Origin of the sequence: Methanosaeta sp. UBA356 (genome assembly GCF_002496465.1) — an archaeon.
GTDB lineage: Archaea > Halobacteriota > Methanosarcinia > Methanotrichales > Methanotrichaceae > Methanothrix > Methanothrix soehngenii.
In genome coordinates, this window is sequence record NZ_DAKC01000026.1 from 1 (window position 1) to 20,722 (window position 20,722).

General features: G+C 50.9%; 25 protein-coding genes. 17 read left to right on the forward strand and 8 right to left on the reverse strand.

The genetic code is table 11. The features are described 5' to 3' along the window. Positions 1-209: 209 nt before the first annotated feature. Together BP727_RS01490 and BP727_RS01495 are read right to left on the reverse strand one after the other, a co-directional pair. The gene (locus tag BP727_RS01490; RefSeq protein WP_286857058.1) at positions 210-599 is read right to left on the reverse strand and encodes a hypothetical protein; all 390 of its coding nucleotides are present in this window, start codon (positions 597-599) and stop codon (positions 210-212) included. A 63-nt stretch (positions 600-662) separates the two neighbouring features. Continuing rightward, positions 663-1,049 carry a hypothetical protein gene (locus BP727_RS01495; protein WP_157863620.1) on the reverse strand — a complete coding sequence of 129 codons (387 nt, stop codon included), beginning with the start codon at positions 1,047-1,049 and terminating at the stop codon, positions 663-665. 259 nt (positions 1,050-1,308) lie between these two features. On the opposite strand from BP727_RS01495, the gene BP727_RS01500 reads away from it, so the two are divergent. Continuing rightward, positions 1,309-1,551 (forward strand): RNA chaperone Hfq, encoded by a 243-nt coding sequence (locus BP727_RS01500; protein ID WP_013718308.1) that lies wholly within the window; start codon positions 1,309-1,311, stop codon positions 1,549-1,551. 110 nt (positions 1,552-1,661) lie between these two features. Here BP727_RS01500 and BP727_RS01505 read toward each other — a convergent pair whose 3' ends face one another. After that, complete coding sequence (locus BP727_RS01505) at positions 1,662-2,969, reverse strand: sodium:solute symporter family protein (RefSeq protein ID WP_273271625.1); 1,308 nt, start codon at positions 2,967-2,969, stop codon at positions 1,662-1,664. 206 nt (positions 2,970-3,175) lie between these two features. Here BP727_RS01505 and BP727_RS01510 point away from each other — a divergent pair, with 206 nt between their 5' ends. From BP727_RS01510 to BP727_RS01520, 3 genes are all read left to right on the forward strand, one after another. Continuing rightward, positions 3,176-3,631, forward strand: coding sequence for a hypothetical protein (locus tag BP727_RS01510; RefSeq protein ID WP_157863621.1), 456 nt, complete (start codon positions 3,176-3,178; stop codon positions 3,629-3,631). Positions 3,632-3,682: 51 nt separating this feature from the next. After that, on the forward strand, positions 3,683-4,264 hold the full coding sequence (locus BP727_RS01515; RefSeq protein ID WP_013718311.1) for a hypothetical protein: 582 nt from the start codon (positions 3,683-3,685) through the stop codon (positions 4,262-4,264). Positions 4,265-4,631: 367 nt separating this feature from the next. Continuing rightward, positions 4,632-4,943 carry a DUF3303 domain-containing protein gene (locus BP727_RS01520; RefSeq protein ID WP_013718312.1) on the forward strand — a complete coding sequence of 104 codons (312 nt, stop codon included), beginning with the start codon at positions 4,632-4,634 and terminating at the stop codon, positions 4,941-4,943. Positions 4,944-4,991: 48 nt separating this feature from the next. Here BP727_RS01520 and BP727_RS01525 read toward each other — a convergent pair whose 3' ends face one another. Continuing rightward, positions 4,992-5,558, reverse strand: a complete 567-nt coding sequence (locus BP727_RS01525) for a flavin reductase family protein (protein WP_286857064.1) — start codon at positions 5,556-5,558, stop codon at positions 4,992-4,994. A 45-nt stretch (positions 5,559-5,603) separates the two neighbouring features. Next, the gene (locus BP727_RS01530) at positions 5,604-6,113 is read right to left on the reverse strand and encodes a nitroreductase family protein (RefSeq protein WP_013718314.1); all 510 of its coding nucleotides are present in this window, start codon (positions 6,111-6,113) and stop codon (positions 5,604-5,606) included. A gap of 404 nt (positions 6,114-6,517) precedes the next feature. On the opposite strand from BP727_RS01530, the gene atwA reads away from it, so the two are divergent. From atwA to BP727_RS01595, 13 genes are all read left to right on the forward strand, one after another. Further along, positions 6,518-8,119: a methyl coenzyme M reductase system, component A2 gene (gene atwA, locus BP727_RS01535; RefSeq protein WP_013718315.1), complete on the forward strand. Its 1,602-nt coding sequence runs from the start codon at positions 6,518-6,520 to the stop codon at positions 8,117-8,119. Between the two features lies 1 nt (position 8,120). Beyond that, the gene (gene mmp3 / locus BP727_RS01540; RefSeq protein WP_013718316.1) at positions 8,121-9,644 is read left to right on the forward strand and encodes a methyl-coenzyme M reductase-associated protein Mmp3; all 1,524 of its coding nucleotides are present in this window, start codon (positions 8,121-8,123) and stop codon (positions 9,642-9,644) included. After that, complete coding sequence (locus BP727_RS01545; protein WP_013718317.1) at positions 9,644-10,057, forward strand: methanogenesis marker 6 protein; 414 nt, start codon at positions 9,644-9,646, stop codon at positions 10,055-10,057. Before mmp3 ends, BP727_RS01545 begins: the two co-directional genes overlap by 1 nt. 15 nt (positions 10,058-10,072) lie before the next feature. Next, entirely contained in the window at positions 10,073-10,510 is a 438-nt protein-coding gene (locus BP727_RS01550; RefSeq protein WP_013718318.1) for a methanogenesis marker 5 protein, read from the forward strand. Continuing rightward, on the forward strand, positions 10,507-11,733 hold the full coding sequence (locus BP727_RS01555; RefSeq protein WP_013718319.1) for a methanogenesis marker 15 protein: 1,227 nt from the start codon (positions 10,507-10,509) through the stop codon (positions 11,731-11,733). The genes BP727_RS01550 and BP727_RS01555 overlap by 4 nt, the downstream gene beginning before the upstream one ends. A 1-nt stretch (position 11,734) precedes the next feature. Further along, complete coding sequence (locus tag BP727_RS01560; RefSeq protein ID WP_013718320.1) at positions 11,735-12,307, forward strand: methanogenesis marker 17 protein; 573 nt, start codon at positions 11,735-11,737, stop codon at positions 12,305-12,307. Beyond that, on the forward strand, positions 12,300-13,223 hold the full coding sequence (locus tag BP727_RS01565; RefSeq protein ID WP_286857070.1) for a methanogenesis marker 7 protein: 924 nt from the start codon (positions 12,300-12,302) through the stop codon (positions 13,221-13,223). The genes BP727_RS01560 and BP727_RS01565 overlap by 8 nt, the downstream gene beginning before the upstream one ends. Positions 13,224-13,273: 50 nt before the next feature. Continuing rightward, complete coding sequence (locus BP727_RS01570) at positions 13,274-13,726, forward strand: carboxymuconolactone decarboxylase family protein (RefSeq protein WP_048131671.1); 453 nt, start codon at positions 13,274-13,276, stop codon at positions 13,724-13,726. A gap of 98 nt (positions 13,727-13,824) precedes the next feature. Beyond that, positions 13,825-14,145 carry a winged helix-turn-helix domain-containing protein gene (locus BP727_RS01575; protein WP_052297509.1) on the forward strand — a complete coding sequence of 107 codons (321 nt, stop codon included), beginning with the start codon at positions 13,825-13,827 and terminating at the stop codon, positions 14,143-14,145. A 243-nt stretch (positions 14,146-14,388) separates the two neighbouring features. Next, positions 14,389-15,129, forward strand: coding sequence for a hypothetical protein (locus tag BP727_RS01580; protein WP_013718323.1), 741 nt, complete (start codon positions 14,389-14,391; stop codon positions 15,127-15,129). 23 nt (positions 15,130-15,152) lie between these two features. Continuing rightward, positions 15,153-16,808, forward strand: a complete 1,656-nt coding sequence (locus BP727_RS01585; RefSeq protein ID WP_286857075.1) for a vWA domain-containing protein — start codon at positions 15,153-15,155, stop codon at positions 16,806-16,808. Between the two features lie 23 nt (positions 16,809-16,831). Further along, entirely contained in the window at positions 16,832-17,959 is a 1,128-nt protein-coding gene (locus BP727_RS01590) for a toxic anion resistance protein (RefSeq protein ID WP_013718325.1), read from the forward strand. Positions 17,960-17,968: 9 nt separating this feature from the next. After that, on the forward strand, positions 17,969-18,448 hold the full coding sequence (locus BP727_RS01595; RefSeq protein ID WP_013718326.1) for a 23S rRNA (pseudouridine(1915)-N(3))-methyltransferase RlmH: 480 nt from the start codon (positions 17,969-17,971) through the stop codon (positions 18,446-18,448). A 48-nt stretch (positions 18,449-18,496) separates the two neighbouring features. Here BP727_RS01595 and BP727_RS01600 read toward each other — a convergent pair whose 3' ends face one another. The 3 genes from BP727_RS01600 to BP727_RS01610 all read right to left on the reverse strand — a co-directional run. Continuing rightward, positions 18,497-19,153 (reverse strand): hypothetical protein, encoded by a 657-nt coding sequence (locus tag BP727_RS01600; RefSeq protein ID WP_013718327.1) that lies wholly within the window; start codon positions 19,151-19,153, stop codon positions 18,497-18,499. A gap of 77 nt (positions 19,154-19,230) precedes the next feature. Continuing rightward, positions 19,231-19,866, reverse strand: a complete 636-nt coding sequence (locus BP727_RS01605; protein ID WP_273272029.1) for a hypothetical protein — start codon at positions 19,864-19,866, stop codon at positions 19,231-19,233. A gap of 74 nt (positions 19,867-19,940) precedes the next feature. Continuing rightward, positions 19,941-20,722: hypothetical protein (locus BP727_RS01610; RefSeq protein WP_286857078.1), on the reverse strand; the 782-nt coding region annotated here is incomplete at its 5' end.

Below are 20,722 nucleotides of genomic sequence, written 5' to 3' on the forward strand. Positions count from 1 at the left end.
AAGCCCTGCTCTTTAGGGCGGGGGGCAGTCACTTCACGAAAGAAACTAAAAGGCTCTTCGCTGAATTATGTGGGTGAGTTCAGGCAGAGAATATGGCCTCTGTTCCTCTGTGTCTCGGTTGGGTCAGTGCATCGCAGTTCACCACAGAGGAACAGAGAATTTCTGATTCAAGTCCACCCATACCAAATAGCAAGGAGCCAACTAAAAAATTAAAATAGCACTCCTTTGGGCTCGGAGATCAGGGTCACAGGACGGCCTGAGAGCTGGGCGGTCAGCCATGGGTCAAGGCCTGTATTGTCTGCTGTCTGCTGGCCGTTACCTGCATTGCTATTTATGATGATGGGCGTGCTATTGGCGGCATAATATGGATGGTACCATGATGGTGCATATCCTGGTGGGTAGACTGTGCCATTATAAATCTCAAAGCCCTTTGGCGCGCTCCCCCAGTTCCAGAGATTATTGCGAGTCTCCTCGATTTTTGGCTCTTCGCCGTGCTCTTTCAGCCATGAGGCCCCATATTCTCCTCCCACATCCAGAAAAGACTGAGCTGATTGTGGGAAGATGATCATAAGGCTAATGCAGATCATTATTGACAGCATCGTCTCCATATGCACATCCCTTCAATTCTTTTCATGATTTCAATAAATTGCTGTTGCTCCCTCTTAATACCCCATGTGGTTCATCCTCAATATCTCGATGGTCCTGGCATTACTGGAATCGGGTGCTTGCGGGATTTTTTTGGGAGCAGATCCCCACATGGAGAGGTTAGCATAGGCTCCGGTTTCATTGGTGACATTGGTGGTGTTCACAATGTCTTTAAGGAGCATTTGCCCCTCATGGCCTGAGATATCCACGGACTGCGCGCTTTGCGAAAGGTTGATGGTCTTATTCTCATCTGAGGCGGAAAGGGATGAATTGTTGGCAAGGTTATCGGATAGCTCTGCCAATAGCATATCGCCATTAGTGCCACTGATATTGATTGGTGATCTGCTCTCCGCAAAGAGGACAAGGGCCATCAATATGGCTAGAATTAGAATCGTGCACTTCATATATCCCAAAAGGTCTGATTCATCGCCGGCTTAAATACGCTTTGCTGCCCGTTTGCAATATAGATCTGGGAAATCATGCTAATGCCGCAAGATTGATAACGTTGTGAGTAGAAACTCATATGAGTCAGCAAAAGGGGGCTGCAAACAAAGCCTTATATCGCAGTCTCATTGCCAGCGATGAGACTTGTGAAAAATTGCGGCATTACACAGGGAATGGATCGATTAATCGCAAAGAATGTTTCGGATCAAGGGATGAAAGATGTCTGATGAAGAAAAATCCACTGCAAAGCAATCCTCGCCTCAATTCATACCCAAATTAAAGGGCAAAAGGGTATTGATCCGTCTGACCTCCGGAGGTCAGCCGGTTACTGGGACTATTGAGTCATTCAACTCATATGAGATCCTGCTCCAGACTGCAAAGGGAGAGCTACTGGTATTCAAGCATGCTATTGCCACCATCGAGGTCGTGGACGAGCCCAGAGGGTATAGGCCTGCCGTATGATGACGATAGCAGTAGACATCTCAGTGCATCTTGGTGATCGACATCTTTGCCGGCAACGCAGCAAGTTTTGCTCACTGAAGGGCTGCAAATAGAATCATCCTCTCCTATTTTTAACAGATTCTCTTTATTTGTCTTCTTGCCAGCCACCTCTCCAGCCAGCTTGCTGCAAATAGAATCACCGCAGAGGCCGTCATGCCTAGCAGTGGATAGCTCTGGCCCAGAATGATGGCAATGAACCCTCCTCCTGCAATGGCCGAGAGAGCTCCATTACATGTAAGCCCGAGTCTATCTTTATAGAATCCGGCGAGCACAGGCATGAGAAGGCCGCTGGTGAATACTGTGTAGGCGATGAGCAGGGTTTTGATGATATCGGGATTGGAGACTGCAAGAATTAGAGCAGATGCTCCTATTGCCACTACTGCTATCCTGGAGACCTTCATCATATGGTCCTGAATGGCGTTTGGATCTGCGTTGCTCCTCACCCTCCTGTACACCTCTCCATAAATATCGAAGGTGAGGATAGATGTGGCAGTCATGAGGCAGGTATCGGCTGAGGACATAAAGGCGGCCAGGAGAGCTGCGGCCACCAAGCCCACAATCGCTGGCGAGAGGAGCCCTGCCATCAGGGATGGAATCGCCTGCTCTGGGGTGATTGTCGGATAGAGATATCTGGAGAATATTCCCAGTGAGGTGATCAGAAATGCCAGGGGTATCAGGAGGACCGCGGAAATGAATGCAGACGCCTTCGCCCCTTTTGAGCTGCGGGAGGAGAATATATGCGAATACATATCCGGGCCAATAAGGTAAGCTGAACCTACGACCAAAATCATGGAGATCACTTCCCAGCAATTCATTTCAGCAGATGTGGGAAAGCTCAGCTGGATGAGGGGCAAGGGTCCCGCGGCCTTCAAGGCTTGCCAGAAAAGGGCTATCATTCCAAAAATTATTATCAGGATCTGAAACATGTCAGTTCTTATGACGGAATTTTTTCCTCCATATGCAGTATAGAGAACGAATACCATAGTGCAGGCAACCATGTAATGGGATATATCCCCACCAAAGACCGCTAAAAGGATATTTCCAGAAGCTATGATCTGAACGGCGATCACGCCTATCCAGGAAATGGCGATGAGAATAGATGCAGCAGCCCTTGCTCTCTCCCCCCAGAAGGAGCCGACAAGCTGGGGCAGAGTGCTACATCCGGTGGCTCTTATCTTTTCAGCCAGAAGAACAGACAGCAACAGCATTCCTATTGTGCCCGAGAGCAGCCACCATGAACCTGGAAGACCCCGGCTGTATCCCAGGCCAGCCATTCCTATGGTTGTGGAGGCTCCCATTATCGTTGCACAAAAGGTGCCTGTGAGGGCTATAGTCCCCTGGTTTTTGCCAGCAAGATGGAAGTCCACCAGCCCTTTCAATCGATGGCGCCAAGTTCCTATGATAAAAATGGCCAGCATATAAACTGCTATCGCTATGACCGCGTGATTCGTAAATCCTCCTGGAAAGCATATGGCTGATTACGTCTCTTGTATTGCATTCCTGGACAATGTGGGACTGCAGTTATAAGGCTGGTCATCTTTCTGGATCTCTCCGGGGGAGTTCTGCCGGAAGAAATTTAAATATCTTGCGCGTAGTTGTCATTCAAAAATTATCGTGGATGGTGAAAACAATGAAAAAATTCGGAATGGCTGTGCTGATCATGCTGATGGCGGCATTATCGCTGACCGCGATTGCTTATTCATTGGACGGCGTTGAATATCGGCCTGCTGAAAAAGCGATGGAGAAACTCTTCGAAAAGGGTATTGGCGGTCCATGGGTGGGCGGGGACCCATTCACATCCGACATCTTCAAGTCCGATGGGACCCAGATGGGTCAAAAGCAGATGACTTCAATCCAGTTCCCACTTTCAAGTTGCCAGCTGATGGGATTCTTAAAGACTGACAGCGGGCTGATAATCGCTTCCGACAAGGATAACAGCCTCAAGCTGAGTCCCGGTCCCGGCAACTATCCTGTCTATGGATGCTTCGAGGATGGCAAATTGATGGGTCTCTTTATTGATTTCAGATTCTTATCTATCTGAGGGTCCGTTCCGGGCTCTCGCATAGCTTTTTATGATGCAAGGCATTCCCTCATGACAGGCATGGACACAATACCCAGCGTTTGGCGATATGGTCTTGCCCTGTTGATTGTGATTGCAGGATTCGCCGCATTTACCTGGTATCTAACCACCGGAATATCAAGCTCTTTCGGCGGCCTGAGCCAGATGGCCGCACCCGGTGAGCTGGAGCTTGATCTCAAGGAGCCTGGGGAGTATACCATCTTCTACGAGAATAAGAGCTACTTCAATGGCAGCTTCTATATGACCGTTGAGCAAATACCAGGCCTTCAGATTGTGGTGATGGAAAAGTCTTCTGGCCGAAGGCTCCAGACCTATCCCGCACCAACCGGCTCAACCTATTCCATCGGTGGGCGCTCTGGCCAGTCCTTCATGGCTTTCCGAGCGGAAGATGCAGGAATCCATGTGATAAATGCGTCCTACCCATCTGAGCCCGGGCCGAAGGTTATCCTGGCAGTGGGAAATGAGGTCCTGGAGGGTTTGCTTCGTATGATAATGGTCTCTATGACCTTGATCTTGGTCTCGCTGTTGATTGCCGCCATTATCACCTACACAACCTATAAGGGGAGAAAGAAAGCGCTTGAGGCGGAAAGATAAAAAAAGAGGAGAAAATAATTAAGTTCGAACTGCATGCGTCCGACCCGTTCTAAAAGCGGAATGTGCTTAGGGCCGCACGCTTCTGCCTTCTGGAATTTTAAGATACTATCTTCTTTATTGCATCGGTCCCTCTGATCTGCCTCAAGCTTAGAATAGATGTAATCAAACTGAAGCGGCGCAGAACACATGAATTTCAGAAATTCTATTTTATCTTGACTTATCCCGGCGCATCTCCTCAATCTGCTTCGATCCATCTTCTCCCCGCTAATAGCAGGTATCCCAAGGATACTGCAGCTCTGAATGGTCGAAAAATTAATAAATAATCATTACGTATATGACAAGAAACACATTTTGCGAGGTGAAGAGAATGACAAAGTATCTCATTAAATGGCAAAAGAACGAGTCATTGATGCCAGCGGATCCTGCTATGATGGCTAAGTTACAGTTATCATTGCTCGAAGTGGCAAGGGCAAATTTGAAATCTGGTAAGATGATTGACTGGGGATCGTATTGTGATGCATCTGGCGGATACTGCATTGTGGAAACAAATGAATCTGAGCTATTCGATCAAATACTGAAATGGTATCCATATATCTCATTCGATGCAAAGCCAGTTCTTAGTGTGGATCAAGTTATAGGAGCAATCGATAAAGCTATGATTGAATCGAAGCCAAAGTAATTTATATAAATGAGATCGAATGGCATAGATGGGTGATGAAAGATCATCCTAAATCATTCTTCCCATCTGGAAGGCACTGCCCAGGAATTTTCCCACCCCGTGATATTTGCGCCCCTCAGGCGAGAACAGAAGCGGCCTTATCTTCTCGATATCCGGAAGGCCATCGGGACCCAAGCAGCTCTCTTCCGCTTTGACATCCAGAATCTCTCCTATGAATTCCGTGTGCAGACCGATCTGGACAGAGGAGTGCAGGCTGCATTCCAGGGCGAGGGGGAACTCTTTTACAAAAGGAGCGTCAACCAACTCCCCCTTTACTGGGGTGAGCCTTGTCCTGGCGAATTTGTCCTCGTCCCTCCCGGAGGCCATGCCGAAATAGTCCGCCTGATGAATGTATTCCTCAGAGGGCAGGCTCACAGTGAAAGCTTTTCGCTCCATGATATTCCCATAGGTGTAAGTTGCCTTGCGAAGAGAGACGGCAATGCATGGCGGGCTGGAGCAGCAGATGCCTGCCCAGGCAGCGGTCATGACATTCGGCTTTCCCGCCTGGTCATAGGTCCCAACCACGCAAACCGGTGCAGGATACAGCAAGGTCTTCTTTCCCAGAGATATCTTCATACGAACTCCTCGTTCATCATTTCCCGATCATATCCGATGATCTCTCTACCATTGGTTATAATGCACCCTCTCCTCCTTGTATCTTTTGGAGGGGGCCGGTTTTTCGTTCGGGTAGCCCAGAGCGATCAGGGCAAATGGTGTGATCTCATCCGGAAGGGCAAATAGTCTCCTGAATCCCTCTATCCTGTCCTTCATAGGATAGACTCCAGCCCATACCGCTCCCAGGCCCAGGGCATGCGCAGCCAGCAGAATGTTCTCCACAGCAGCAGAGCAGTCCTGCACCCAGAAATCTGGATATCTCTCATATCTGCTGTCCCCGCAAACCAGAATAGCCAGAGGGGATTGCCTGCACATTGCCGCAGTGGGGCAGATCAGGGGAATCTGATCCAGAATCCTGCGGTCGTCTATCGCCACAAATTGCCATGGCTGCTCGTTTCCGGCAGAGGGGGCAAGCATGGCCGCCTCAAGCAGCTCTCTATAGATCTCTCTGGGGATATCTTGAGGCTTGAATTTTCTGATGCTTCTGCGAGTTTTTATTGCTTCCAGGGCTTCCATAGATACACCTCCAATGAGATAACAGTGTCTTAGTTCTTTATAAATTTGTTTGGCGATTGCGATCCAGCAGTATCTTATTCAAGCGAGATGAATAGCGCTTCTGGGCGAGGGGATCTGGTTAGCCAATACGATATGGCTAATTCTTCATCTGGCTAATTCCGGAATTCTCGCCTATGCATCAACTGAATCCACTGGGCGAATTGCCATAACGATCGTTATCGGCGAGACGTATTCAAAGCTTCGGATAAACTTAAGTAGCATTGTATCCTCCAAGAAGGCGGATTATATCATGAACGGCACTGGCGTTATGTCTCGGACAGTATGGGTGTTGTATCATGGTTTGGTCGCGGGTGAATACGCGGATGAACCCTTAAATTATAATGAATTTATGAGGCATGATAAATTTGGCACCTTTTATCGAGATTAAGGATCTGACAGTTCGATTCGGCGAAGTTGTAGCTCTTCGCAATGTGAATCTGGTCATTGAGGAGGGAGAGTCGGTCGGCATTTTGGGAAGGAGCGGTTCAGGCAAAAGCGTCTTGATGCATGTCTTGCGTGGCGTGGAATCATTCCAGGATATATCTGGCAGTGTGATCTACCACGTCGCCAGATGCAGCAAATGCCATCATGTAGAGCCGCCCAGCCATGTGGGAAGAAGCTGCAAGTGTGGGAGCACACTTGAGCCATTTGATGCCGATTTCGTATCTCTGGACATAAATGATCCTCTCAGGCGCGACGTTGTGAAGAGGATTGCCATAATGTTGCAGAGGACCTTTGCACTTTATGGCGATGAGAGGGTGATCGTGAATGTGATGCGCGCAGTAGAAGAGACAGGAGACACTATGAGCGTCCATGTAGCTGCAGACCTGCTGGACGAGGTCAATCTATCTCATAGGCTGATGCATGTCGCCCGAGAGCTGTCTGGGGGAGAGAAGCAGCGCGTTGTCCTGGCCCGTCAGCTGGCCAAATCTCCCATGATCCTGCTGGCAGACGAGCCAACGGGAACTCTCGACCCAGCCACAGCCAGAGTGGTTCACGATTCCATAAAGCGAGCGGTCAACGACTTCAAGATGACCCTGATCATCACCAGCCACTGGGAAGATGTCATGGTCGAGCTGACCCAAAGGGCTATTTTGCTTGATCAGGGAGAGATCAAGGCAGAAGGCAAGCCAAAGGATGTAGCCGCTCAGTTCCTGGCCATGGCTGGAACTTTAGCCAAGCGGGAAGAGGTCGAGCTGGGGGAGCCGATGATCAAGGCCAACGGCCTTTCGAAGAGATACATCAGCATAGACCGGGGCGTGGTAAAAGCGGTGGATGAGGTCAGCCTGGAGGTCAATGAGGGCGAGATCTTCGGTCTGGTGGGCATCTCTGGGGGCGGCAAGACCACTCTCTCCAAGATGATCAGCGGCATTCTTACTCCCACCGGCGGCAGCATCTCTGTGCGGGTGGGGGACGAATGGGTGGATATGACCGTCCTCGGTTCCAACGGTCGAGGTCGCGCCACCAAATACATCGGCATCCTCCATCAGGAATATACCCTCTATCCTTCTCGCAGCGTTATCGAGAACCTGACGGAAGCCATAGGCCTCTCTCTTCCCTTCGAGCTGGCGGAGAGGAAGGCCATTCACACTCTGGAGACGGTTGGATTTTCTGAGGAGCAGGCAGAAGCAGTGCTGGAGAAGATGCCCCATGAGCTCTCTGAGGGCGAGAGGCACAGGGTTGCCATGGCGCAGGTCTTAATAAAAGAGCCGAGGATAGTGGTCCTGGATGAGCCCACGGGAACAATGGACGCCATCACCAAGATCGAGGTCACGAATTCCATCCTCAATGCCCGCGAGGAGCTGGGCGAGACGTTCATTATCGTGAGCCATGACATGGATTTCGTGAAGAACGTATGTGATCGGGCCATGCTCATGCGTAATGGGAGGGCTATATTCACCGGCCTGCCGGACGAGGTTTTGAGCAGGATCACAGAAGAAGAAGAGAAGGAGATGCTGGGGAGTTAATTTGAGAGTCTTAGTTGACGGCAAAGAGATTGAGCTGGCAGCTGGAGCTTGCCTGGCGGATGCCCTGCAAAAAGCAGGCAGCAATCCCGCTAAAGGCGCTATCGTGGGGATGGTCAAAGGCCGGGGCGAGAAATCGCGTCAGACCAACTCTTATTGGCTCAACACGACCAAGGGCAAAATCAGAATTGAGCTTTTAGAAAATGATCTGCAGAAGATCTGGCATGAGGTCGTGGAAAAGATCTCTGGCTCTCAGGTGAGATGGGCTTCAGCAGACGGTATAGCCTTTGGGCCGTTCTCATCCAGAATATCTTTTGCCAGGGATGCGCATGAGTACAATCGCTGGGAGGTGGTCTTAGGCGCGGCTGGCTTTGATGCAGATAACACTCAGCTGATATTCATGCAAAGAAGGCATTCAGCTGTTTACGGCACGCCCAAGGATGGAGGGGTGTTTGCCCATGTCGTAGGAGGCAAGAACACCCTTGACCGGCTGGAGATTGGGGACAGAATTGAGTCTATAGAGCCAATTGTGGAATGGCAGGACCTGACTGAGAAGATGTCCACCCTGGATCTAACTCTGCCCGTGGAGGAGGGCATGGAGATCTATACTCGGGTCCAAGCAGAGCTCATCGAGGACGCGCCACTTGGTGCGGAGTTCTTCCTCGCTTTGACCAGAGACGGCACTTTCAGGGTTGATTCCGTATCCAGCTCTTATATCTCATCCGACCATCTTCTGACGGAGCACGTTGCATATGAGCATCGTGAGCCCCGTCTGGAGGGCGTGGTCACGGTCAGAACGACCGGACGGGGTCTGGGTAGGATCTTCATCTACAAGCATGATCGCACCTCGAATCCCAGCCATTCTGTAGTGGCGAGGGTAATCAAAGGCATGGACATGGTCAAACTGGCAAAGCCCGGCCAGATGATAACATTTGATGTAACCCCTGAGCGCATAATGCTACTGGGCAAGTTCCTGGAGGATGCCAGGCAGGAGATGGAGCAACGAGGAATTGAGGCCGAGGTTGAGGGCTATGAGGGCGAGGATGCAGTGGTGGTCAAGCAGGAGCCAGGTGCCACCATGGAGATTCTGAAAGCAAAAAAGGTGCGGATCTCATCCCTTCCTTCCAGCCGCCTTATTTCTATCCAGCTTTATTATGACCTGGCGCCCAAGAGCCTGGACTATTTCCGCCATGTCACCGGCCTCAAAGAAAAGCCTGTTGGGCCATTGCCTGTCTACTTCACCTATGAGAACACCCTGCTCTTCAAGCCGGAGGTCGAGGCGGTGAGCTACAAGGAGCTACTTCCTGAGAACAAGCCAACTGGGCCCGTGCCTGCCGGCTCGATAGGCATCTCTAACCAGGTCTCAAAGAAGATAGGTCTGGTTGGCATCCGGCTGGAAGAGGACAAACGATATGGGCCCTCGGGCGAGAAGTTCGAAGCTACGAACATCATCGGTCGGGTTTTAGAGCCGGATAAGCTCAGAGATGTGAAGGAAGGAGAGACGATCTACATTCGGGAGGAACGGTAATGTTGGTCACTAAATACTTAATAATGTCCTCTGAGTCCAATATTCTCCCCTCGGATATCGCCATGAAGATCTATGGTTCAGGCTACGATATCCTGGTCAAGGAGACCTGTTTCGGCGTTATTATCCACGGGGAAGAGGAGATTATAGAGAAGCTTCTCGAGGAGATTCGCAGTCTGGATCCAGCCGGCATATTCGTCAAAGATCGGGGATTTCCACCAGGCGACCCAAGGCGCTGCCGCGGTCGCAGAGGCGGAGGAGCCAGGCCAGGCTTCTACATGATCGAGTCTGAGTCAAAGCTGCTGCCTATGATCTCCAGGGCTCTAGCCTCGGAGGAGGAGTGTGAGCCTGTTCCAGAAAAGAAGGTGCGTCCCATTCCTCTTGAGAGGCTGGAAGAGATCGCAAAAGAAGATTAATTCTGAGGTAAATCAATGGCAAAAGTAATCGTTTATCCTCCCACCAGCATGATCCTCTCGGACCTTGTGGACAGGATGGGCCACAAGGCGCTTGTAGTTCCCGAAGTGGTGAGAAAGCTCGCAACCGATAATAATCTCGCCTCACCGCCTTTGAATGTCACTTCTGAGGAACCCAAGAAAGGGCTTCGCTATGCTGCAGTCGATGTCCCCTCAGGGATCCGGGGCAGAATGGCCCTGATTGGCCCGATAATCGAGGAAGCCGAGGCTGCGATCATCGTCCAGGATCCGGGGTGGCTCACAGGATGCGCGGGATGCAACAGGACCAATGAGTTGGTCAGGCTGCTGATCAGGACCAAAGGAGTTCCCATTCTGGACCTCTCTTACCCCACCAATGATGCCGAGGCCAGGGATTTCGTGCAGAAGATCAAGAATTTCTTGGGGGATTTAAAGTGATTCGCATTGCACAGCTCTCCTGTGGCGCAGAGTACAGCGGCATTCAAAAAGAGATCGAAAGGGCGGCAGAGACCGTAGGGGCCAAGATAGTCTTCCCGGAGGTCTCTTTAGATGACATGCTCAATGTGGAAGAGAAGTTCGGGGTACGAGTGGCTTCTGGAGATCTCAACCTGGCCATAGCTCGAGCAGTGAGAATTGTGGAGAACCCAGATCTCGCCGATGCTGTGGTGGTCATGACCTGCTTCCGATGCGCTGAGGCGGCCATCATACGCTCGGAGATCCGAAAGTACATCCACGAAAACTCCAAGATTCCCGTCTTGAGCTACTCATTCACCGAGAGGACCACAGCAGAGACGCTGCTTACCCGTATGGAAGCTCTGGTTACCACGGTCAAGTACAGAGGCCTCCTGGCCCGGGAGAAGCAGAAGGGCCTCACCGCGGGAATCGACTCTGGATCCACCACCACCAAGTCAGTGGTGATGAGAGACAATAAGGTGATAGGCACTGGCTGGGTTCCCACCACAGAGGTCTTGAAGAGCGCAGAGGATGCTTTTCAGGAGGCTCTCAAGGCCGCAGGGGTCAATAAAGAGGATATTCAAGCAGTGGGCGTTACTGGGTACGGTCGATTTCTGGTGGGCAAGCATATCAATGCCAAGCTCATCCAGGAGGAGATCACCGTTAACTCCAAGGGAGCAGTCTTCTTGGCAGATGCTCAGAGGGGGCCGGCAACAGTTATCGATATCGGCGGCATGGACAACAAGGCCATATCGGTCCAGGACGGAATTCCCGGGGGCTTTACCATGGGCGGAATATGCGCTGGTGCATCCGGCCGGTTCCTGGAGCTCGCCGCCCGCCGCCTGGGAGTCGACATCACCGAATTGGGCAAACTGGCCCTGAAGGGAGACTACAGGAAAGTGGCCATGAACAGCTACTGCATAGTCTTCGGCACTCAGAGCCTGGTCAACAGCCTTTCCATGGGAAATAAGCCCGAGGATGTGGCTATGGCTGCCTGCCACTCCGTTGCTGAGCAGGTATATGAGCAGCAGCTGCAGGAGGTAGAGGTTAAAGAGCCGGTGATCATGGTAGGCGGAACCTCGCTCATCGAAGGCCTGCCCAAAGCGATGGAGGAGCTATTGCAGGTCAAGGTGACCGTTCCCCCTTATGCCCAATATATCGGGGCTGTAGGCGCAGCTCTCCTGGTATCGGGGCTGCTGGAGGGCTGAGATGGACCCAATGGAGGTCTTCAAGATAGAGGTGACCGGCGGGGAGGAGTACGGAGCCAAGAAGTACCGAGAGATAATAATGGACATTCTGCAGGACCTGGGTCTGATCAGGTCCATTGGCAGGCTTTATGTCTATGTCGACATTTCAGTTCCAGTCTTCGCAGTCTACGGCCTCCTCCGTTCCGGCATACCGCCCCTTACGATCAAGGATGTGGGAGATGTGATGAAGGTCGGAGGCGGCTATCAGATCAAGATCAATGATGAAGAGCATATGGCAGACCTCCTTAAGGCTTTGTGGAAGCGATACGGGCGGGAGAGGGTGGAACAACCGGCAAGGGACATTGTGATCATTGCCTCAGATTCCTCGCCTGCCGATCTGATGGTTACGGATATGGAGGCGGAGTTTCTGCAGGATCTGACCGATGCCCTGGTCAGAGTAGTGCCAGAAGGATTTCGCAACCGGCGAAACATCATGACCAAAGACAGCTTCTTCTTCGTCGCTGCTGAGGAGTCGATCAAGCCGGAGCTGATATCAGAGATCGAAGAGAAGATCCGGGAGATGGAGAATGCTTGAGCCTGTGATGTTCACCGGAGGGTTGTACAAGCACGACCTGGTACTGGAGCTGGTGGAAGACCTGGGCGGCTACATCCTGCAGAAGAATGTTACTCAGACGGAGATCATACTTTTATTGCTGGTTCCTTCAGAGGACATGAATGCTCTGGAGATCCTAAGCCGAGATCTCAGAGGGGAGCTGGTAAGGGCACCGCTGGCGGGAACAGAGGTGGCGGTGGTCACACCCACCCTGGCCATTCATCATCTGCCCCATGTGGCCTGCGATATTGCCGAGTATCTGCGCAGGCATGGCTCCAAGACCAATATGATTGGCATGGCTCGGGGTGTGGGCAGGGAGATCGCCCAGATAAATGAGTATGAGACCGCTCTGATAAACGAGCATGATGCCGCAGTCTTCATCTTCGGCAACTTCGAAGACTGCATCAAGAAGAAAGAGGACCTCTACCGGAATATCGGCGTGCCTGTCATAATTACCGGTGGGCCGAAGATAGATCCAGAAGAGCTGCCCTATGCCTTTGGCTATGTGCCGTCCATCGGCCGGATGGCCCACAGGACCCGCAAGGCCACGGAGATTGGATCCCTGGACAATATCGTCGAGATGGTAGGACGGGCGCTGGACAAAACCCGGGAAGCAATCGCCAAGGATCCTCTGACCACCTCTCCGCCCAGGGTGATGGATGCGGTACGAGAGCAGGTTCCGGAGGTCGAGTTCTCCTATTCTCCTCTGCCAATTGCCCTCAATCTAACCGGGGTGCGGGTGAAGCTTCCTTATGCGGGCTATCGGGATAAGGTGGCAGCAGTGACCTTCGATGAGGGTGTGAAGCTGGGCGAGGTGGCCACCATCAAGCCCTCTAGGATGAAGGATTATATACTGGTGAGGATACTGCCCAGTTCGGAGACTGGATTCGTCTTCTGATTCCAGGCTATTGCGGAGCCAGGGCGAAGAGGCTACAGGGGTCTGATATCATGAGCTTTGAAGATGAGCTGGATGCCATTTTGGTCAAGGGAAAGGACAAAGCAGCCAAGGACATTTTAAAGGCGGTGGAGAGTACCTATGGCGAGGTGCCCTATATCTTTCAGTTCATGGAGGATGACTCAGAGCTGCTCATCACCAAGGTGTTGCACAATAATGCCATCTTGAGGAGTTCTAATCTGGATGCAAAGACGGTGGAGCTGATCTCGGTGGCCGTGTCTGCAGCATTGCGGTGCAGCCACTGTCTGAGGCTGCACATCCGGCTGGCCGGAAGCCTGGGGGTGCCGGATGATCAGGTTGCTGCGGCCATATTTCTCGCCGGGAACCTGGTGAACGCCAGCGTGCTTGCGACCGCGGCGCGTAATCTGGATGAGGAGCGGGAGATCTGCCGGTCCTGCGAGATAGCAAGCGAGACCTGCGAGATCAATGGAAGGGGAGAGGATTGAGCCTCTCCTTCCTTGAGCTTCATCCGGGATAATCCCATTGACTTTTTATCTCTTCTCGATATGACCTCAATCGATATGACCTCAATCGATGTGATATCATGACCTATGACGTCTCCAATAGTCCTGATGGCCGATCTTCCGGTGACGCGCCAGAGCCAGCCTGGTGGTGGACAGCAGAAGAACATCGCAATGCTCTGATTGTCCTGCAGCTCCGGCTGAGGAGGGATATTCTCAAGTTCATCTCCAGCGGACCGAAAAGCTCAGAGCAGATATGCCAAAGGTTTGACCTCAGCCCGGAGAAGGCAGACTATCACCTCTCTATGCTGGAGACGGCTCTGGTGATCGAAAGGTGCGGAGAGATTCTGGATATCACTCCCACCGGCATCCTCTACCTGGAAAATGTTGAAGCCAGGCGCTGATCTTATTTAGGGATACTGATTTTGCGGGATTGCTAAGGCATAGCGGGACGCACCCATCCACCGCGGTGGATCAACGTTTTTTTTTGAGCTTATTATATTATTAACATATTCTATTATTACTATCTATGATCCTCATATGGAGACCTTGGGTGGATTAATGGTGGATTAATAGTTATCATCGATAGTATTATGATATATGTTGAGAGGATATCTGCATAGAAAGGATCCTGAGGTCGAGAAGACATGAATAAGGATATGCTGATTAGACTATTGGCTTTGAACCTGGGCATTGCCGCTGCCAACATAGCTGTCTTCTCCTCTGGATTGCTTGCTGTGGATCTCTTTGGGTCTGCTCTGGAAAAAGCCTTTGGCAGCGCATTTCTCGTATTAAGTGGCTCGGGGCTAGTCTATGGCAACTACAAGCTCCTTTCTGAGCCGGAGAAGGCCATACCAATCGGCGCTAAAAGCACAAAAGAAGATTATGTAGAGGCGCTGAATGAACATCGGGGGCTTGAGACATTCGAGAGAAACATCGACCTCCTGCTCGATCAGATTGAACGGCTGCAGAAAAAGAATAAGACCATTCGGGATATTCTTCTGCAGATCTTTAACGCTTCTGAGATCAGCTACCAGAAGTTTGATGCGGTTATTGCAGAGGTAGAGAATATATTTTTCAAGAATATCCGCAGCATCATTAACAAATTGAATGCATTCGATGAGGATGACTACAATTTTATCAAAAAACAACGCAATTCAGGAGCCTTTTCTGAGGAGATTATGGAGGAAAAATTTAATGTTTATAATGAATATATAAGATTTGTGAAGGAAGCGACTGAGGATAATGAACAGATCCTGCTTAAGCTGGATAAGCTGTTGCTGGAGATCTCAGGCTTAAACTGCATCGAGAGTGGCGAGCTGGAGCAGATGGCCGGCATGATCGAGATCGATAATCTGATCAAACAGGCAAAATATTATAAAGATTAATAATTCATGGGAGGGAGCATAGCATGCTGGACAAGAAAAACAAGAATGTGCTTTTAAAGATAGTGGGATTAGCAGTTGCGGTATTTCTCTTGGTTTATACTGGAACAATTTTTATGGGTGGTGGCGGAGAAAAAACACTGGACGGGATAGTCAAAGAGATCGATGTGACTGAAGTGCCGCCAACCAAAGGCCTGGTCGATATCTCAGGCATAGACATCGCTGCCACATTGCCCGATATCTCCAAATACCCACCGCAGGTTAATAGCAGCACATCCAGCTATATCGAGATATTCTCATCAACGGAAAAGGCGGGCAGCGGTACTGATGGCTGGCTGACAGAGGTGGCCAGAGACTTCAATAATGCGAAGATAATGATCGACGGCAAACAGACGTCTGTCAGGCTCAGAGGAATCGCTTCCGGCCAGGGTGCCGATTATATCACCTCCGGGAAGTATTTGCCGGATGCCTATACTCCATCCAATGAACTCTGGGGAGAGATGCTCATCTCCCGGGGAGTAGATGCCAGGTTGGTGCAAAAAAGACTGGCAGGAAATGCGGCCGGAATTCTGATCACTAAATCTAAGAAAGCTGAGCTGGAAGCCAAATATGGGGCGGTCAATGTCACAACAGTAATCGATTCCGTGGCAAACAACGAGCTGCAGATGGGTTACACCAATCCCTTCGCCAGTTCAACCGGGCTGAACTTCTTGATCTCCACACTGCAGGCCATTGATGCCAGTAACCCGTTGAGCAATAAAGCAATAGCGGGATTTGATCGCTTCCAGGAGAATATTCCCGTGGTCGCTTATACCACTCTGCAAATGAGAGAAGCGGCTAAATCAGGGGTCCTGGATGCTTTTGTCCTGGAATATCAGACTTATGTCAATACGCCTGATATCAGGTCCTATGAATTCATTCCCTTTGGGGTCAGACATGACAGCCCGATTTATGCGATCGGCAAGCTTTCTCCTGAGAAGACAAAAATCCTGGATGAATTCATCAAATTCTCTCAGCAGGAGAATTATCAGAACCTGGCTACTAAATATGGTTTTAACGGCCTTGATGAATATCGGTCAGAATTTGTTCCTGCCAGTGGCGATGTTCTCATCCAGGCCCAAAAGCTCTGGAAAGAAAAGAAAAATGCCAATATCTGTGCAGTCTTCGTGGCCGATGTATCGGGCAGCATGGACGGCGAGCCGCTGAATAATTTGAAGAAATCTTTGCTCGAAGGCCAAAAATACATTGGCAAGGACAATCTTATCGGCCTGGTATCATACTCTGACGATGTTTATATAAATCTGCCAATCTCCCTGTTTGATTTGAACAACAGGTCTTATTTTGTGGGTGCGGTTGGGGGATTGCAAGCCGGAGGAGCCACGGCAACCTTCGATGGGATTGCAGTGGCCATGAAGATGCTCGAAGAACAGCTGGCGCTTGATCCTAAGCTGAAGCCCAAGATCTTTGTTCTCAGCGATGGCGAGACCAACAGAGGTCATTCATTAAATGATATCAGGAAATTAGTGGAAGAATCGGGAATACCCATATACACAATAGGCTACAATGCAGATATCAAAGCTCTGGAGGAGATATCCCTTGTCAATGAGGCTGCCAGCATTAACGCCGATACTGAGGATGTTGTGTATAAGCTGGCTAATCTGTTCAATGCGGAGCTAGCATAGGAGGTGTTAAGACGGCTTTCACCATGGAAGTTCCCGATGAAGGGGCGATCAAGGACGAGGTGATAGAGCAGGTCAAACCGGTGCCCGAAGAGGTCGCTCAGCTTCAGAAGGTAGCGGAAAGCAATGTGGCCGAAATTCTGACCCTGGATATCGATGAGTTAGCCAAAAAGAGGTACATTCTCAAATCAGTAGAGTCTTTTGGGGCCGAGTCTATGAAACGCTCGGCTGCTAAAAATTCTATACTTCAGGCGACTGTGGGAGACCTGTCTAAAAACGGGGATGATGGCGGGGTGGTGGCAAAGGGCCTAATGGAACTGACCCGAGAGCTCGAAGACCTTGACCCCAGCCTGATCGATTTCACTAAAACAGGCATTCTGGGCAAGCTGTTCGATCCCGTCCGGAATTATTTTGCCCGATACCAGAGGGCAGACTCGGCAATAGCGGATATCATTGTCTCCTTGGACAAAGGCAGGACAATTCTGAAAAACGACAATACCACCCTGGAGATCGAGCAGCAGTCACTGCGCGATTTAACCAGAAAGCTGATGAAAGAGGTCCAGCTGGGCGCTCTGATGGACGAATCGATCGAGAGGCAGATCGAAGAGGCCCGGGCCAGGGATGAGGACCCGGAAAAGGTCAAATTCGTCAGCGAAGAGGTCCTCTTTCCCCTCCGGCAGAGGATCATGGATCTGCAGCAGATGATCGTGGTCAATCAGCAGGGGGTAATGGCGACAGAGGTTGTGATCAGAAACAATCGGGAGCTTATGAGGGGGGTAGAACGGGCCAAGACGGTGACGATATCCGCTTTGCGGACCTCAGTGATGGTTGCCAGCGCTCTGTATAACCAGAAGATCGTCTTGAAGAAGATTCAGATGCTCAACGAGACCACCAATGATCTGATCACCAGCACCTCGCGTATGCTGAAAAACCAGGGGGCGGACATTCAGAAACAGTCGATGCAGACCAATGTATCTGCTGAGGACCTGAAGACCGCTTTTGCCGATGTCATGGAGGCGCTGGATTCGATCAACAGCTACAAGCAGGAAGCTCTGCCCAAAATGAGGGAGACGATCGAGCAGTTCCGGGAGCTGGCCGCCAAAGGCGAGGAGCAGATTCAGCAGCTGGAGAAGGGCCATAAGCTGGATCTTTAGGCCAGGCCGATGATCCTCAGAATAATAGCAGTCGGGCGCTTGCGGGAGAGCTACTGGCAGGATGCTGCCGCAGACTACATCCGCCGCCTCCGTCCTTACGCCCGTCTGGATATGGTGGAGGTGGCCATCAGCTCGAAGGAGGCTGCAACTCCTGGGGCAGAGATCAGGGCTATGGAGGCGGAAGGAGCCGCGATTCTCGATAAGCTCAAGCGCCATTCGGGTCCGGTGATAGTCCTGGACAGGACAGGAGATGCCCTTAACTCGCAGCAGCTGGCGGAAAGGCTGCAGGATTTGATCCTGGAAGGAAGATCGGAGGTGGCCTTCATCATAGGCGGCCCCCTGGGTCTGTCGCCAGCGGTATTAGACCGGGCGGATCTGCTTTTATCCTTCTCTCCGATGACCTTTCCTCATCAGCTGATGCGGGTGATCCTCCTGGAGCAGATATATCGCAGCTTCAGAATAATGCATCATGAGCCTTATCACAAGTAATCATATGATGATACGATTATCTGATGATGCAATTTTGTCGTCCTGCTTTTAGATGCCTGATTTGCTGGCAGTGATATTTCCGCTTCCTGCCAGGCTCCCGTCTTGATAGATTTTGTAGCTGCCCTCCATTCTCTCCTCGATGATGGCCAGTTCCAGCCTGTAATCCCTGTCCTGCTCCACCTGCTTCACGTTCAGACTGATAGAATCATTGGAAGCGATGTGACCGGTGGCAGTCACCGGGATATCTGTGCCTTTCTTGAGAACATTGCCATAGCCCTGCAGCCTGTCGTTGGTCTGAATCAGGATCAGATCCAGTGCTTCCTGTGTATTCTGCCCATCGATCACTGTATTGAGAATTACCTTCCAATCTCCCTTCAGATCTACAACCGGCTCCTTTATTTCTGGCTCATTTATGACCGGCTCAGTTGGCACGGCATCTTCTTTTGGTGCTTTGGCTGTTTCATTTGATGCCGCATCCATTTGGCTTGCGTTCACATCGGCTTGATCATTAGCATCTTCTTTGGATTTGCTATCGGGATTCAGCGCTGTAGCATGGCCAGTTGAGGACCTCACAGCATTTTCGTACTCTGCGTCGTAATGATACTCGGTGTTGCCCCTGATTATCCATGTTCCGCAGCTTGCCCAGGCCGGACTGGTCAAGAGAGCTGCGATCAGCACCAGACATATTATTGGATGGATCTTCAATATCTCGAACTCCTTTTGGTCTTGATTTTGCCTTGATGATTCTTGAGCGGAAGAGTGATGAGGTCAAAATCAACCTCTCAGCTGGAGAGTCTGCTGGCGGTGGCATTTCCTCTCCCTACCAGCTTCTCGCTCTCATATAGCTCACAGATGCCTTTTAAACCGCCTTCGATGAAGGCCAGGTCCAGCTGATATTCCTTCTTTTGCTCGACCAGTGACACGATCAGGCTGACGGAATCATCGGATATGGAGCCGGTAGCCGTTGCCGGTAGATCTGCTCCCTCATCGAGAATGGTGCCATAGCCCTGCAGCCGATCAACCGTCTGGATGAGGATCAAATCCAGAGCATTTTGCTTATCCTGCCCGTCTATCTTCATCTCGAGCAATACTCTCCATTCTCCTCCCAGGTCTGCAATGTTTTCCTCTTTTGGAGCGGCATTCTCCTTTATTTCGGCCTCTTTCTGGATTGCCCTCTCATCTGGTTTTTCGTTTTGCGCCTTTTCATTTGCCGCATCTTTCTCGCTTGATTCTTTGATTGTGCCGTCAGGATTGAGGGTAGCAGCAGCGCCCGTAGAGGATGCTACCGCCTGATCGAAGTCCGGGTCGGAGAGATAATCAGTATCATCCCTGATCACCCATCTGCCGCAGCCCGCCCAGGCCGGGCTAGCCAAGAGGGCAATGACCAGGGCCAGGCATAGAACTGAATGAATCTTCAATATCTCGTGCTCCTTAGTTCCTGATGCTTATCTATTGGTTCTTCAGCAGTTGAGAACGGTGCAGGATCAGCCCCTCAGCTGGAGAATCTGCTGGCAGTGGCATTCCCCGTTGCCATCAGTTCGTCGCCAGAATATATCTCATAGCTGCCTGAAATGATCCTGTCCGCCTTCTCCAGATACAGGCTTACGCTCTTGTCGATATCATTTCCAAATTCGTCAATCACCGCGTTTGACTGAAGTCTCATAGAGCTTGAGGTGACTGTGCCCTTAAAGGTCTGAGGGATCTTGGTATTCCTCTCGATCAAGCTTCCCATTCCCACGATGCTTTCCCCAGTCTGAATGAGATTAGCGTCCAGAGTGCACCCCGAGCCAATTAGGTCAACAGTCCATTTTCCGCCAACATCCATGGCATCTGATGCTGCCGCGGAAGTATCTTGCATGCTCATGATGGCCCCATCCGACAGGCTGCCTGCGCCATCAGCGCTCCCACTCTCATCCGGGGCGAGCTTTTGCTTGCTTATATCGATATTAGCGGTCTTGCCCCCTGGATAGGGATTCAAATCGCTTGAGGCTGCGCTCGACTTGCTGGTAGAGGCTTCTCCTACTTCATTATCCGCGGTCTTCCCCCCGGGATGTGGATTCAATCCGGATGATGTTGATTTTTCCGTGCTGGCTGAGGCATCTGCCACCTGCTCCTCAGAGGTGGGGGCGGAAATGGTATAATTCTGTGCTTTTATGTTCTCAGCCTCCCCTGCACCCAGGCGCTTGACCCATACCCGGACCTGATTTTCTCCTATATCCTCTTCTGAGGTATTCCAGGTCCAGCTATTCTCGGCAATCCATCCGGTCTTCTCAA